At 40.3% G+C, this 14563-nt stretch carries 10 protein-coding genes and 2 pseudogenes; 4 read left to right on the top strand and 8 right to left on the bottom strand.

All coding sequences use genetic code 11. From position 1 onward, the window contains the following. Nucleotides 1–122: 122 nt before the first annotated feature. Nucleotides 123–345, top strand: a pseudogene (locus HWQ39_RS29120) (Tn3 family transposase); the annotation flags it as partial. A gap of 215 nt (nt 346–560) precedes the next feature. On the opposite strand, the gene HWQ39_RS29115 reads toward HWQ39_RS29120, so the two are convergent. The 8 genes and pseudogenes from HWQ39_RS29115 to HWQ39_RS29080 all read right to left on the bottom strand — a co-directional run bounded on the left by HWQ39_RS29115 (nt 561) and on the right by HWQ39_RS29080 (nt 10093). Beyond that, entirely contained in the window at nt 561–1631 is a 1071-nt protein-coding gene (locus HWQ39_RS29115; RefSeq protein ID WP_292853188.1) for a DUF1574 family protein, read from the bottom strand. Between the two features lie 38 nt (nt 1632–1669). Next, nucleotides 1670–3061 (bottom strand): MBOAT family O-acyltransferase, encoded by a 1392-nt coding sequence (locus tag HWQ39_RS29110; protein ID WP_292853186.1) that lies wholly within the window; start codon nt 3059–3061, stop codon nt 1670–1672. A 493-nt stretch (nt 3062–3554) separates the two neighbouring features. Beyond that, nucleotides 3555–3722: pseudogene (locus HWQ39_RS29105) on the bottom strand (IS4/IS5 family transposase); the annotation flags it as partial. Beyond that, nucleotides 3712–5472: an EAL domain-containing response regulator gene (locus HWQ39_RS29100; RefSeq protein ID WP_292853184.1), complete on the bottom strand. Its 1761-nt coding sequence runs from the start codon at nt 5470–5472 to the stop codon at nt 3712–3714. The gene HWQ39_RS29100 and the pseudogene HWQ39_RS29105, both read right to left, overlap by 11 nt. A gap of 292 nt (nt 5473–5764) precedes the next feature. After that, nucleotides 5765–6895, bottom strand: coding sequence for a response regulator (locus tag HWQ39_RS29095; RefSeq protein ID WP_292853182.1), 1131 nt, complete (start codon nt 6893–6895; stop codon nt 5765–5767). Beyond that, nucleotides 6873–8366, bottom strand: coding sequence for an ATP-binding protein (locus HWQ39_RS29090; RefSeq protein WP_292853180.1), 1494 nt, complete (start codon nt 8364–8366; stop codon nt 6873–6875). The genes HWQ39_RS29095 and HWQ39_RS29090 overlap by 23 nt, the downstream gene beginning before the upstream one ends. 63 nt (nt 8367–8429) lie before the next feature. After that, nucleotides 8430–8885, bottom strand: coding sequence for a response regulator (locus tag HWQ39_RS29085; protein WP_292853178.1), 456 nt, complete (start codon nt 8883–8885; stop codon nt 8430–8432). Further along, a complete protein-coding gene (locus tag HWQ39_RS29080; protein WP_292853176.1) occupies nt 8882–10093 on the bottom strand; it encodes an ATP-binding protein in 1212 nt (403 codons plus the stop codon). Before HWQ39_RS29080 ends, HWQ39_RS29085 begins: the two co-directional genes overlap by 4 nt. 1254 nt (nt 10094–11347) lie before the next feature. Between HWQ39_RS29080 and HWQ39_RS29075 the strand changes: the two genes are divergently transcribed. From HWQ39_RS29075 to HWQ39_RS29065, 3 genes are read left to right on the top strand one after another with little or no spacing between them, the layout of a single operon-like run. Next, nucleotides 11348–12559: a glycosyltransferase gene (locus tag HWQ39_RS29075; protein WP_292853174.1), complete on the top strand. Its 1212-nt coding sequence runs from the start codon at nt 11348–11350 to the stop codon at nt 12557–12559. Continuing rightward, the gene (locus HWQ39_RS29070) at nt 12556–13683 is read left to right on the top strand and encodes a glycosyltransferase (RefSeq protein ID WP_292853172.1); all 1128 of its coding nucleotides are present in this window, start codon (nt 12556–12558) and stop codon (nt 13681–13683) included. The genes HWQ39_RS29075 and HWQ39_RS29070 overlap by 4 nt, the downstream gene beginning before the upstream one ends. After that, the gene (locus HWQ39_RS29065) at nt 13680–14375 is read left to right on the top strand and encodes a bifunctional 2-polyprenyl-6-hydroxyphenol methylase/3-demethylubiquinol 3-O-methyltransferase UbiG (RefSeq protein ID WP_292853170.1); all 696 of its coding nucleotides are present in this window, start codon (nt 13680–13682) and stop codon (nt 14373–14375) included. Before HWQ39_RS29070 ends, HWQ39_RS29065 begins: the two co-directional genes overlap by 4 nt. Nucleotides 14376–14563 lie beyond the last annotated feature (188 nt).

Raw genomic sequence — 14563 nt, 5'->3', positions numbered from 1 at the left:
ACTATCTCTTTACATTACCGTAGTTTGTGGTTCAATTACCTGAAAATTGCTGTAAAGCAGGCAGACATGGCAGTTTTAATGAAGAGATCAATGCTAAATATGGTAAGGATAGAAGCGTGATTTTTTACACGCATATTTCTGACCAGTATGTGCCATTTCGCGTTAAGGTAATTAACGCCACTATTAGGGATGCAACTCACGTTTTGGATGGTTTGTTGTATCACGAGAGTGATTTACAGATTCAGTAGCATTATACAGATACAAGCGGTAAAACACTTACATGTGTTTGCAATGTGCCATTTATTAGGGTTTATATTTGCACCTCGAATGCGAGATTTGCCTGATGGGAGCATATCAATCTCACTGGTGATTATATGTAGAATTTTTGTTGCAGGCGACCAGTTTTGACCCTAACTTTTCCCGTTATCTTTTCGGCGGAGCGCACCATTTCAAAACTACATCTGCTCATTCTTAAATCAAAAATATTTTGTGTTAAAAATTTATTTAGCTTGTGCTTACCCTGGTGATCAGAAGGCTGCTGTCAGGTTTTTAAAAAAGTTTTAAAATCGATGCTCAGTCACTTTGCCTGCTGCCCTTACCTCAAATAAGTGAGCCCGAATTACTTTGTCAAATAGTATCTGTGTGAAAGAAGTAGCTCCTGTATTAGAAAGATGCACAGTGTCCGGTATATGATCGTCCGGCTCAACATCCCTAAGACTGTAAACAGAAATACCATAATTCTTAAAATACAACTTTAGTTCCTTAAGGTAGGCTTTTCGATAAACACTCTTCTGTGCTATTTGGTTATGTAATTGCGTAGTTGGTAGTTCTACAAAGATCAGCTTGATTTTAGATTGCAATGCTAATTTAACAAAATCCTCTAAATAGGTTTTTGAAGGTTCAAAGCTCCAGTTTGTGGGAGTATCATATAATTCTTTATAATAGGGGCTTTTTTCTAAGTTGATTAGTTTATTAATAGCTTCCCTCCGAACTACATTATCCAAATCTTGAAATCCATCAACATTGTTATTCAGTTGAACTGGTTTAACCTGTGCATGAGTTAAATATCTATTTAAAACTTCTCTAATAAGAAAACGATATCTGTAAACCCTACTAATTTTTTTTAATAATAAATCTGAGCGGCTATCTATTGTTACAAAGGACTTTTTAAAAATTAATGGTAAATCTTCGCCTTTGCTTAATTGTGCTACATTAGCGTCATCAAAAAAACCAGTTGCAGTAAGTTCATTATCAACAAAGCCATAGATTAAAAGTTTAGGTTGTTTTCTTTGCTGTATTTCATGTTTAAGAAGCAAATAGTGAATCCCAAAAGGAGTACTAGGTATACCTAAGTTATAAGATCGTATAGGGTATCCTGTACTTTTAGTAGAAAGTTGGGTAATCATACTAGCCTTTATTCCAGTAGTCACTCTGGAGTTACCCATAAATAATATATCAGAGGGCGATTTGTAGCTATAAACAATACGTTGAATAGGTAATTGATTCTCACCCCAATTAGCTAAGGTTATATCTACACCTAACCATACTCCTAAAAATATAATGGTTATTATCCAGGAAACTCTATTATTAATTAGTCTAAGAGTTGTTTCTATGAGATATTTTATAGTCATTGTAACCCATTCCTCACTCTACTACTTAGTCAAGTTAGCTAAAACTGAAAGTAAATAAATTGTTGACTTTGAGGAGCAAATACTGTTAGTAAAAATAGAATTATTACATAAAGCATTGGTCGTAATTTAACTAATTCACTAAACTGATAGCTAGAGTGATAAAAGTTAAATAATAGTTTTGACATTAGTAAAGCAGTAACAATTACAAGACTCCATAATAGGTAATGTGAGGATTGAATGTATGCTGTAGGTGTGATTAATGTTTGTATCCAAGCTCTTAATTGAACTACGTCATGAGCACGAAAAATAATCCACCCAATAACTAGGGTCAAATAAGTTAACATCCAGGCAGAGAAATGTCCCCAAAAAGTTTCCTTAAAAAGCCATTTAGCCATAAGTGAACTGGTAAATACACGATGTACTATCAAGGCACCTCCGTTATAAAGTCCCCAGAGAACATAAGTCCATCCCGCTCCATGCCAGAGTCCACATAATGTCATCGTAATTAGCAGATTAATATAAGTTCTGTTTTCACCAGTGCGGCTTCCTCCAATAGGTATGTAGAGGTAATCTCTAAACCAGTTAGATAGTGTAATATGCCACCGCCGCCAAAACTCACTAATACTACGAGAAACATAAGGAAAGTCAAAATTAATTGGTAAATCATAATCTAGTAGTTTAGCTGCACCTCTAGCCATATCTGTGTACCCTGCAAAGTCTAGGTAGATTTGTAGAGAAAACAAACTACCTGTAATCCATATATCCCAGGCTGAAGTGTGGTTGGTTTTAAAACTAGCATCAACTAAACTTGCTAAATTATCTGCAAGTACTACTTTTTTAAATGCACCAATACATAAAATATCAATTCCGGTAAAGAAAGTTTCCCAGCGGAATATTTTTCTACTATCTAACTGAGGAGTAAATTGTTGTACTCGCACGATAGGGCCAGCTATCAAATGAGGAAAGAAGGAGATGTATAAGGCAAAACAATAGATTCCAGGTATTGTTGCCCCTGTTTTATAGGCATCAATCAAAAAGCTAATTGCCTCAAAAACAAAAAAACTTATTCCTAAAGGTAAAGCCAGTGGAGATACAGCAGAATCTAGAGAATTATTATTTGTAAAAACTTTAAAATTATCAAAAATGAAATTGTAATATTTAAAGAAAATTAATAATGTTAAATTTACAATAACTCCTACTATTAAAAATACTTTTCTTTTTCTACCTTGATAAAAATTTATTAAAGTTGCCAATAGCCAATTACCTATACTGAATCCTAGCAGAAGTAATAAACCTTCTAGCTTCCATGCCCCATAGAAGATGTAGCTGCTCAAGAGTAGGAAGTAGTTACGCCATTTACTAGGGAGTAACCAGTATGTGCAAACAACGAGAGCTAAGAAGATTGCATAGGTAAAACTGTTAAAAAGCATATAGCAATTGAAAGATTAATTAAATAGTAAATTACCACTGATATTGATAAACAAATAACTGGATCAGTAATGGATCTGACTATGGACACTTTTACATTGTGAATCATAATATTTATAAAATCTAAAACCTGCCCAAAGTTAGAGATTTTAAATAACAACTAGTCTAGAGAAACAAAATGAAATACTAATAGTGGTCGGATAAGTTCTAATATAGATTGTTGCCATAGATATACTGACTTGTTTGAATTTATTTTGAAGCGTTCGTTAACAAACTGTTCTATAACTAATCCAAACTATAAATTAGTACTTCTTTGAATTCTGTACAATCGAAAAATTACTGAGAAATTGTCCCTAACTTTTAAAGATTTATAAGTATAATTACGGTTTAAAAATCAAAATGGCGATCGCTCTTTGGCAGTTTTGGATATCACTTTTTTATCTCATACAACTGTCGCGAACCATATTCCTCTCTAACAGAGGCGAGTAACTAAAATCAATATATTGATTTTAGCTTTTCATGTAGCAACCAACCTTGGTACAAGGTTTCTAATTCCAACCAACCTCGCCACAAAACTTGTATATATCCCAATAGGGTATTTTTCCTGTGTTCTAAGTACCCTCCAAGACGTGCAATTGCTCTAATTACCGAGTCAACTGTAAGCTGTATCTGCTTTTTTTGTTTGGGTGGAGTACAGGCTTTCAAAGATCCCATCGGCGAGTAGTTGAGTGGCTGCTTGGCTGGGCAACGGTTTAGAGAATAAATAACCCTGTCCCAACTTACAGTTCAATTCTTTTAATTTTTCCAGTTGAACTGAGGTTTCTATTCCTTCTGCCACGATGTTAATATCCAGGCTGTCAGCCAGAGCAATAATAGCTTTAATCACGGCATTTTGCCCATCTGCATCAATCTGGCTAATAAAAGAGCGATCGACTTTCAGGGTATCAATTGGAAACTGATGCAAACGGCTCAAGCAGGAGTAACCTGTGCCGAAGTCATCAATACATAACTTAATTTGCAACGATTTCAGCGATTGAAGGATGTTATTTTTATCCTCTGTCATTTCTAAGAGATAACTTTCAGTTACTTCTAGTTTTAAGCACTCACCAGACAAATCATAGTGATGCAATATTTCTGCCAGCTGCTGACTAAAGTCAATTTGATTCAATTGCAGCGCGCTGATATTAACGTTCACGCTCAAGTCAGAGTATTGAGGAAACTGCTGTTGCCAGCTTCGCAGTTGATTACAGGCTTCTTGGAGAATCCACCAGCCTAACTCGTCAATTAGCCCCTTTGCTTCCGCGATCAAAATAAACTGAATCGGTGGTATCATTCCTCGTTCGGGATGATTCCAGCGAATCAATGCTTCAAAACCGATTAACCGATTTGTAAACAAATGAACAATGGGTTGATAATGTAAGCAAAATTCTTGCTGTTTACCCGAATATGTGATTTCGAGAATCGCTCGTCTCAAGTCCGTTTCTAACTGGAACTGCTCAGAAAGATTAACTCGCATTGCGGGATCGAACACAGTATATCCATTCTTGCTTGCTGTTCTGGCATGATGCATTGTTAGAGAAGCATCGGCAAGCAGATCGATGGCGTTGCTATAGCAAAACTGGCTGTGCGTAATTCCGATACTTATGCTGCTGAATACTTCACAGCCGCCTAAATCGAATGCCTGTTTCAGACTCCGTTGATGAAGTTGCTCGGCTAGCTGGGTTGCTGTCGATATATCCGAGATGTTTTCCATAATAATAATAAATTCGTCACCGCCAAAATAGGCGAGGAACTGCTCAGGCGCAAGGATTTGCCGCAGTTGAGTGGCTACAGTTTGCAGCAAGCGATCGCTCATCAGTTGCCCAAATGCATCGTTGATTTCCTTAAAGCTATCTAAGCCTACAAATAGCACGGCATACTGAGAGGTTGTATTTGTGGGTGTCTGTTGAATTAACCGATTGAGTTGCTGGATTAAGTACGGTTTGTTGGGTAAGTGGGTCAACGAATCCCAAAGCGCAGAGTTATGGTGCGCCTGGGATGCTGTTTTCTGCTTGGCGAGTCGGGCGGCGATCGCCGCTAATAATTCATCGACACTAAAGGGTTTCGTCAAATAATCGTCTGCACCCAGGTTCATACCCTGACGAATATTTTCATGGGTGCTTTTAGCACTCAAAAAAATAAAGGGGACTAATGCAGTATCTAGATTCTGCCTTAATGTCGATAACACCTCGTAGCCATCTGCACCTGACATCATCACATCGCAGAGAATCAGTTGGGGATGCTGGGACTGAGCCAAATAGATCCCAGTTTGACCGTCTTCGGCTTCCACGACCTCGAAGCCTTCAGCTCCTAAAATGTCAAGAATTTCTTCGCGCAGTGAAACTTCATCTTCAATGACTAATATTTTGCACATATAAGTAAGTTGACACAATAAAACAAAACTATGTTAATAAAGATAAACTCGACTAAGACGTTGCTGAATCATGGGATAATTTCGCCCAATCTGGAAGGAATTATCAATGGTTTCAAGCGCCGATCCATCCCGCATTTATGCAATGCTTCGATTAAATTTATCTTCCCTTCTGCTCCCTGCCCCCTGCCGACACTCTCTACGAGACGCTAAAAGCGAACGCAGACTCGCTAATGCTGCTCTATCCTGCCTTCTTCAAGCCGACCTACTTATCTCTGCTATGAATTCCTCTCATTTAGTTAGGAACCAAGGCAACAGGTAGATTAGTCTCAATAGGCAGTTGAAGCGTAAACTGAGTCCAACCCGCTTTGCTACTGATTTGAATTTTACCGTTTAGTCGTTCAGCCAATTTCTCAACCAGTGTTAAGCCTAGACCATTGCCGCCTTGCTGCCATCGATCGATCTCTGGTACCCGATAAAACGGTTGGAACAGATTGGGAATGAACTCATCTGGAATCTCTGCTTCGTTGCTAACAATGAATATAATCATCTGACCATCGGATGCAGTCAAATCACAACGAGCTTCCAAAACAATCTTGCCGCCGGGAGCCGTGAACTTACAAGCATTGTTGAGCAGTTCGCTCAAGATGCGCTTGAAATCTGCGACATCGATTGTGGGCATTGGCAAATAGGGTGGAATGTTGCTCCAGAGAGTTTGTTGGCGTTGTCGAACCTGGGTTTTAAATGGTTCGACGATCGCTGGAATCCAGGTTTGTAAATTCAGCGTTTCCGGTTGTAAGGGACGTTCGTTTGCACCCAAATAATGCAAATCGAGCAAGTCATTGATCAGATTAATTTCGCGGGAACACTCCTGCTGCAACCGATCGATATAGCGTTGCGTTTGCTCTGGGTTGGAAGCTTGTCGCAGGAGTTTCAACGCCATCATAATATTGGTCGCAGGTCTTCGTAATTCCTGTGATGCAGTCTCGATAAATTCGTCTTTGAGTAAATTGGAGTGCTGAAGGTGGATAACTTTCTGATGGATCTGGATGATCGCTGCTTGCTTAGTCAATCGACTTGTAATAGCGTTAAGCAACTCATCCGTCCTAAAGGGTTTTGTTAAATAATCATCTGCGCCTAACTCCATTCCCTGCCGAACATTTTCGCGGGTCGCTTTAGCGGTGAGAAAAATGAAAGGAATCAGTGCTGTGTCTGGGTGTTGTCGTAAGCTAGATAACACTGTATACCCATCAGCTTCGGGTAGCATCACATCGCAGAGGATCAAGTCAAAGGGGGTTGTTTGAGCCAAATGAAGCCCCTGTACTCCGTCTTCTGCTCCCATCACATCAAACCCCTCAGATTCTAAAATATCGAGGATTTCTTCGCGTAGGGATGGCTCATCTTCAATTACCAGGATCTTGGTCATGAATCTGCTCTACTAAAGCAATGGGCAAGGTTACTAAGATTAGAGTACCCTGATTCACCTGACTAGTAACATTTATTATACCTTGACACCGTTCCACGCATTGCTTAACAATTGCTAGCCCGATGCCCGTCCCAGCCAGATTGCCAACATTGCTACCGCGATAAAACGGGATGAATAATTTGTCCTGGTCTTCTAGGGGAATGCCAATGCCCTCATCTCGAATTGAGAAAGTTACCTGTTCAGGAGCAAAAATCAGGTCAAACATGACCCTTCCACCGTCCATAGAATATTTAATTGCATTGCAGAGCAAGTGGGTGAGTATGAGTTGCAAGAGAGTTGGATCAAGGCAAATGTGCCGATTGTTGCCCTGACTCTCAAAGATAATTGGGTGTTCGCTGGTCGTGAATGTCGCAATTAATTCTTGACAGAACTTTTCTAAGTTCAGTGGTACAGGGTTGAATTTGGTCTGATGTTCCCCCGATCTGTTCATTACCAGCATATCGTTGAGCAACTCAGTCATCCGCTGCACTCCACCGATGATGTGATTGTAGCGAATCTGGTTTTTTTCTGGAGTCCATTGATGAGCATAGCGTTTTAAGGACTCTGTTGCTACCAAAATCACACTCAGTGGTGTCCGAAATTCATGGGAAACCATCGTGATGAATTGAGACCTGAGTCGGTGTAATTCTCTGGCTTGCTGCAAAGCTTCTTGCATGGCAGCTTCTGTTCGTTTGCGATCGCTAATATCTCGCAGAATACAGACTGTTCCCCCATCCGGTAACAATGTGATTGAGAGTTCTTGGTCAAAAGATTGACTATTACATTTATGACCAACAGTCTCTCCTCGCCAAAATCTCCGTTGCTGTAGGCTTTGCTCAATTTCGTCGTTCAAGCGGGCTTGTTGAATAGGGTCATAATGAATTTTCCAATTGGTCTGTAACAGTAGACTCGAATCTTTGTAACCGTAGATTTTGGCATAGGCTTCGTTGACATACACATAGTTCCATTGGGTGTCTAAAATGGCAATTCCTTCACTCGATGCGGCGATCGCCACTGACTGTTGATGCATTACCTGTTGCATTCGCGATCGCTCAATCGCATGGCGAATGGCTCGAATCAAGGCATAGGCGTTAATTTGCCCTTTGACGAGATAATCTTGTGCGCCTTGCCGCACTGCCTCTAAAGCGATCGCTTCGTCTTTGAGGCTGGTGAGTACGACAATCGGCAAGGTTGGAGCCACCGCATGGAGTTGGGTGATTGTCTCCAAGCCATGAGCATCGGGCAGGGAGAGATCGGATAGAATCACATGAAAGCTGTGGCAATGTAGTTGTTTGAGGGCTAGTGTCAGTTTTTCTACGACTGTAACTTTCCAGCTAGTTTGATCTGCGTTTTCCAGAAATTCTTGTAAGATATCTGCATCTTCTAGGCTATCTTCAATTAACAGAATTTGTAGAGAATCATTCTTCATCATGAGTTCTGCCTAAAAGTCATGCCAAAACCAATCCTCAAATCAACGCCAGATGTTAACTATAGCCTACGATGGAAGTTTGGGAAGCTTCACAGCCACCAGCCAAAAAAATTCAATCGAACGAATCACCTTAGCAAATTCTTCTAAGCTCACGGGTTTGGTAACATAGCAATTGGCATTCAGTGTGTAAGTTCGCAAAATATCTTCATCAGCCCCAGAGGTTGTTAAAACCACAACCGGAATCAACTTCAGATCGGGATCGGCTTTGAGTTCGGCTAAGACTTCTCGACCATCTTTTCTAGGTAGATTCAAATCCAGCAAAATCAAATCTGGACGAGGTGCATTGGCATAATCGCCCTGCTGCCGTAAAAATTTTAAGGCTTCAACCCCATCCTCCACCACATGAATTCGGTTGAGAACTTTGGCATCGCCCAGGATTTCAACCGTCAAATCGGCATCCTCTGGTGAATCCTCGACTAAAAGGATTTCAATGGGTTCAATCGGGTGAGAGTCTTTGCTCATTGGGAGGTTTCTGAATCTACTGGCATTGTAAACCAGAAAACAGATCCTTTCCCTAGCTCTGATTCCACCCAGATGTTTCCGTTGTGACGCTCAACAATTTTCTTGCAAATGGCTAAACCCAGTCCTGTGCCAGAATATTGGCGGCGGGTATGTAAGCGCTGAAAGATGATAAAGATGCGCTCTGCATATTGGGCTTCAATCCCAATCCCATTATCGCGCACTGCAAATCGCCATTGGTTGTCTTGCTGGGTCGCAGTGATGTGAATTTGAGGAGGCTCTTCTTGACGATATTTAATCGCGTTGCCAATTAAATTTTGTAACAAGCGGGTGAATTGTTCTTTGTCGGCTTTGATCGTCGGGAGGTGATCGCGCGTAATGTTGGCGTTGCTTTCGGCGATCGCAATATGGAATGTGTGAATCACTTGGTCAACTAACTGATTGCAATCGGTCGAAACTAATCGAAAATCACAACGACCAACTCTGGAATATGATAGCAAGTCTTCAATAAGTGCCTGCATTCGAGATGCAGCATTCACAATATAAGTGATGTATTTATCGGCTTTCTCATCTAACTGCTTTTGATATTTCTGTGCCAATAGTTCGGTATAGCTGACAATCACCCGCAAGGGTTCCTGTAGGTCATGAGAAGCGACATAGGCAAACTGCTCTAACTCTTGATTAGATCGTTGCAGTTCGGTTTCGGCTTGCTGGCGCTGCTCCACTTCGTTTTGCAGTTGTCGAATCGTTTTCGTTAGCTCTTCAGTGCGTTGAGCCACTCTTGTTTCTAGTGCTTGATTGAGTTGTTCAAGGGTCTGATTTGCAATCTCTAATTGAGCCTGACTAGGTAATGCCAAAGCCTTAGGAGTTAACTGAATTAGTGCCAGCGCTGTATAGAGAGAGATGATCGCTGTCACTGCTTTCATTCCTCCTGTGAGCCAGTATGTTGGATGCCACAGCGTCCAGATTTCTAACAGATGAGTGGTTCCACAACAAACAATGAAGGCTCCGAAAAGCCAAAAAGCTCCACGAAAAGGGATATCTGAGCGTTTATAAGACAAGTAAATCAGAAAAATGGGAATGGAATAGTAAGCCAAGGCAATTAACGCATCTGACATTCCATGTAGCCAAACTAACCCTGACTGCCAAAGGTAACAATGTCCATGCGATATATAGTCGGATGAAAAAAATGCTTGTAAAAATGCTTTCATCTCTTTTTGAGCTATTCGCTCAAGTTAGGGACTTCCAAAGAATAAAATCACCAGTTATCAGAATGATAATCATTGTTAGGGGGGTAAGGAGAAGCAGCTGATGGCTACTTCTCCTTACCCTTCTTGTAGTAAATTTAATTGGCAATTTAATTTTTGGGTGTTTGGAGTATTGATAGAATTAACTGATATTGTATACACGCTTAACAGCAAGTGAAGTGCATGATAATTCGATCGTCTGTACAATTTTAGTGTCGCAAACTCCAAAGGCAAAGCGGATGACCCGATTAAGCACTTCGCTGCCCCAGAGAATCAAGATTTAGGCGTGGTTAAATATTTCCGAAAGCGAGTCTCCAGGCTGGATTTGTCCGCTTTTCCTACACCCTCTTGACAAAAGTGCAATTACCTTAACCTTTCACAGATGCTTATTCCCAGGCTCATCCGCACTGTTGAGCAATGCTTTAAAGTATTTTTTTTAATTAACGACACCAGACATTCAGTATCAATTACTGTGCCTTAACGATCAGAAAACGTCTGTAATTGCTCATCTTTTCACCCACTCTTGCGATTTCTACTGAGATTACTAATAGCACCCTAGAAAAATTACTGAGTTCGAGATGGGTAAGTTCAGTAAAAGCGTAGAGCTACAGATGACACCCTTTTTTGAGGTCATTGAGTGCTAAAAGGATTACTGAGTTCAGGACGAGCGAGTTCATTAAACGCGTAGAGCTACGAATTACAAAGTAACTTGGTGTCATTAAATTAGAGAAATGAGCATGACTGAAAAGCAAAAGGGCTGAGAGCATCGCACTCAATTCATCTTGTGCATCAGCCATCTCTGAAACACCATTAAACACGCATTCCATTACACTCAAAACAGCTAAACTAAACTGAAAAAATAGGCTTTAAGCTTTCATAAATAAGGCTTTCAAGTTATTCAAAACTAAAATTAAAAAATGTTTTGACAATAAAAATAAACTTTTATGAATCATAAATTTATGTTGGACAAAATACCTACCACAATTGGCTTGAGCTGATACTATGCTTGAGTCGATTGATATGAATTGTGCCACTAGAAAAGTTTTTTGAGTCAAAATTCAGAATTAATTTTGAACGAAAAAGGTGGATAAATCAAGAGCTTCAAGACACTCGCTAAACGAAGGCTTAGTGATCTGCAATCAGAAGCGGATCTGAATCCACCACTAATTGATTCTGAATTCTTCTTCAATAAATATAGCTAAAACACATTTAATTTAGATGCTGAAAACACTAAACTACCGGATAATTCATTTGTCTAAATATTATCCTCCAGACCGAGGAGGTATTGAAACACACGTTCAAACTCTGGCTCGAACTCAAGCGGCTTTGGGTGCAGAAGTCCATGTAGTTTGTGTAAATGGGTTTGACAAGCAAAGACGTTTATTTACTAAAACTAAGACAGTTACTGAGATGGATTGCGGTGTACACGTTACACGACTTGGCCGCCTTTTATCATTTGCGCGATTTGATTTATGTCCAGAAATTCTCAGCAAACTTTCCCAATTGCTTAACGAACCAAATACCTTACTTCATATTCATACCCCTAATCCAACAATGCTCTTAGCTTTAACTATGCTACGCAGGCACGTACCTTTAATAATTACACACCATAGTGATATTATTAAGCAAAAAATTTTAAAGTATGGATTACGTCCTTTTGAATATCTAATTTATAGTGAAAGTTCCCGAATTTTAACAACTAGCTTGCAATATATTCAAGGCTCAAAGTTTTTGCAGCTGTATCGCCATAAATTGAATAACCTACCCCTTGGAATAGACTTTAAAAATTACAGTAAACCCAACAAGAAAGCAGTGAATTTTACTTCTTATTTGAAGGAAAAGTATGGAGAATTAATCTGGCTAGCAGTTGGTAGACTAGTCTATTACAAAGGATTGCATATAGCAATTGAAGCCTTAACTCTGGTATCAGGGATACTGATTATAGTTGGTGTTGGTCCTCTAGAACAAGACCTGAAGACTCTAGCGGAAAAACTGGGAGTAAGCGATCGCATTGTCTGGTTAGGTCATGTGAGCGAAGATGAGCTTATAGGTGCTTATCATGCTGCAACAGCTCTTTGGTTTCCTTCTAACGTACGCAGTGAAGGATTTGGGTTAGTTCAAGTCGAATCTATGGCGAGTAGTTGTCCTGTCATCAATGCCGATATTCCTGGTAGTGGTGTCCCTTGGGTCAGCCGACATGAACAGGAAGGACTGACTATACCAATTAACAACCCAGCTGCTTTAGCTAAAGCAGCGAAACGTCTGCTCTACGAACCTGGCCTACGTAACCGATTGGCAACGGCAAGCCGCAAACGGTCTGAGTCTTTTAACCATCTAACTATGGCTCAACGAAGTTTTGAATTCTATGAAGAAGTTTTGAGCGAACAGTGGAACTATGCAGGTATACAAAAACCAGTAAATTTGCTATGAAACTTTTGCATATTTATGCGGGAAACCTATTTGGCGGCATAGAAACGCTATTGGTGACACTGGCAAAAGAGCGAAGTTTATGTATGCAGATGCAGCCCCACTTCGCTTTGTGTTTTGAGGGTAGATTAGCAAATGAACTGCGAAATTTGAATGCAAACGTTCATCTGCTGGGCAACGTGCGAGTTAGTCGTCCTTGGACGGTATGGAAAGCTAGGTTGCAACTCGAGCAACTATTGAGGCAAGAGCAATTTGACGTTGTGATTTGTCATTCTTGCTGGCCGCAAGTGATTTTTGGCTCAGTTGTCAGAGCTAACCGTCTACCACTCGTCTTTTGGTGTCATGATTTGCCTAATAGCAAGCATCTTTTAGAGAAATGGGCTAAACAGGTTCCACCAGACTTGGTAATTGCCAATAGCCGTTACACCCAAGCTGCCATACCAAAACTCTATCCTAAAATTGACAGCGAAACTCTTTATCTGCCAGTAGCCTGTGCAAATATTGGCAATAATACCTCGATTCGCCACGTTGTAAGAGCCGAACTCAATACACCTGATGATGCGATAGTTATTGTCCAGGCATCTCGCCTAGAGCGGTGGAAGGGACAAAGTATGTTACTCTCTGCTTTGGCACAGTTGCGCCATATACCAGGTTGGATATATTGGTTAGCTGGGGGAGTGCAACGCTCTCATGAGGCTCTATATCTGCAAGAACTGGAGGTGCAAGTGCAACAACTCGGTATTACTGAACAAGTGCGCTTTTTAGGACAACGGGCTGATGTGCCGCGTCTGTTTGCTGCTGCTGATATTCACTGTCAACCTAATACTGGCGCAGAACCATTTGGGATCGCTTTTGTAGAAGCCCTTTATGCTGGCTTACCAATAGTGACGACAGCCATGGGCGGAGTAGTGGAAATCGTTGATGATTCTTGCGGGCGCTTGGTTGCACCAAATGATATCGATGCCTTGAGTAAAATTTTAGGGTCGCTAATCAGCAACCCTAGTGAAAGAATAACTCTGGCGGCTGGGGGAAAATTACGTGCGGAGCATTTCTGCAATCCTCTAAAGCAACTAACTCAGCTTTACAATATTCTCTCTAAAGTTGTTGAAAATAAGGCTGTGGCATGATTTTATCTAATGACAATAAAAAAATAGCACAAGTTGATGTTGAAAACCGAGCGCGACAAAGCCTCGGTACTAGTAGCGAGCTTATTTACCAAATGGTATCTCGAACGTTAGTACAACCACATCTTGGTGGTGTACTCGTAGATGTTGGTTGTGGTAATGGTAAGCTCTGGTCATTTGTGGGCGATCGCTTCGACTACTATGTTGGTGTGGATGCTGTGCATTATAGTGATTTACCAATACAGACAGAATTTATTCCCTTTAATTTAGATATTGGTAAAGTACCTTTGCCAGAAGAATATGCTGATGTGGTGTGTGCGGTTGAAATTATTGAACACTTAGAAAACCCACGGGCTTTTATACGAGAACTAGTCAAGTTAACCAAGCCAGGAGGATTAGTGATTGTCACCACGCCTAATCAGTTGAGTTTACTCAGTAAGTTAACTTTAATACTAAAAAATCAGTTCAACGCCTTTCAGGAAGCAGCAGGTCTTTATCCCACACATATAACTGCATTGTTAGAAGTTGATTTAATCCGAATATTTACGGAGTGCGGTTTAACTAAAGTTCAAATAGAATACAGCCATTGCGGTCGTATGCCCTTTACATCGTGGCACTGGCCTAAAAGTCTAGGTTTTCATGGACGGGCATTTAGCGACAATATCCTGTGCATAGGGCAAAAACTGAAGATGTAACCATATATTGTCTAGATAAAGGTTAATATTATGGAACTTTCTAAAAGTTTGAAGCCGGAATCCTTTTATTAACAAAAGTTACTTATGAAGGATAACAAAACGACCAGAATACACACCTTTTTAAAATCACAATGTTGCACTGCCTAACTGAGTACTATTAAATCCTTTCATGTTAATTTATGGCTTGC

This window comes from Nostoc sp. NMS8, assembly GCF_017115045.1.
Lineage (GTDB): Bacteria > Cyanobacteriota > Cyanobacteriia > Cyanobacteriales > Nostocaceae > Nostoc.
This window is presented reverse-complemented; position numbering and strand designations above follow the sequence as displayed.

Coding starts and splice junctions, on each gene's coding strand:
- HWQ39_RS29115 (WP_292853188.1), bottom strand. CDS start 1,631: ATGACTATAAAATATCTCATAGAAACAACTCTTAGACTAATTAATAAT.
- HWQ39_RS29110 (WP_292853186.1), bottom strand. CDS start 3,061: ATGCTTTTTAACAGTTTTACCTATGCAATCTTCTTAGCTCTCGTTGTT.
- HWQ39_RS29100 (WP_292853184.1), bottom strand. CDS start 5,472: ATGTGCAAAATATTAGTCATTGAAGATGAAGTTTCACTGCGCGAAGAA.
- HWQ39_RS29095 (WP_292853182.1), bottom strand. CDS start 6,895: ATGACCAAGATCCTGGTAATTGAAGATGAGCCATCCCTACGCGAAGAA.
- HWQ39_RS29090 (WP_292853180.1), bottom strand. CDS start 8,366: ATGATGAAGAATGATTCTCTACAAATTCTGTTAATTGAAGATAGCCTA.
- HWQ39_RS29085 (WP_292853178.1), bottom strand. CDS start 8,885: ATGAGCAAAGACTCTCACCCGATTGAACCCATTGAAATCCTTTTAGTC.
- HWQ39_RS29080 (WP_292853176.1), bottom strand. CDS start 10,093: ATGAAAGCATTTTTACAAGCATTTTTTTCATCCGACTATATATCGCAT.
- HWQ39_RS29075 (WP_292853174.1), top strand. CDS start 11,348: ATGCTGAAAACACTAAACTACCGGATAATTCATTTGTCTAAATATTAT.
- HWQ39_RS29070 (WP_292853172.1), top strand. CDS start 12,556: ATGAAACTTTTGCATATTTATGCGGGAAACCTATTTGGCGGCATAGAA.
- HWQ39_RS29065 (WP_292853170.1), top strand. CDS start 13,680: ATGATTTTATCTAATGACAATAAAAAAATAGCACAAGTTGATGTTGAA.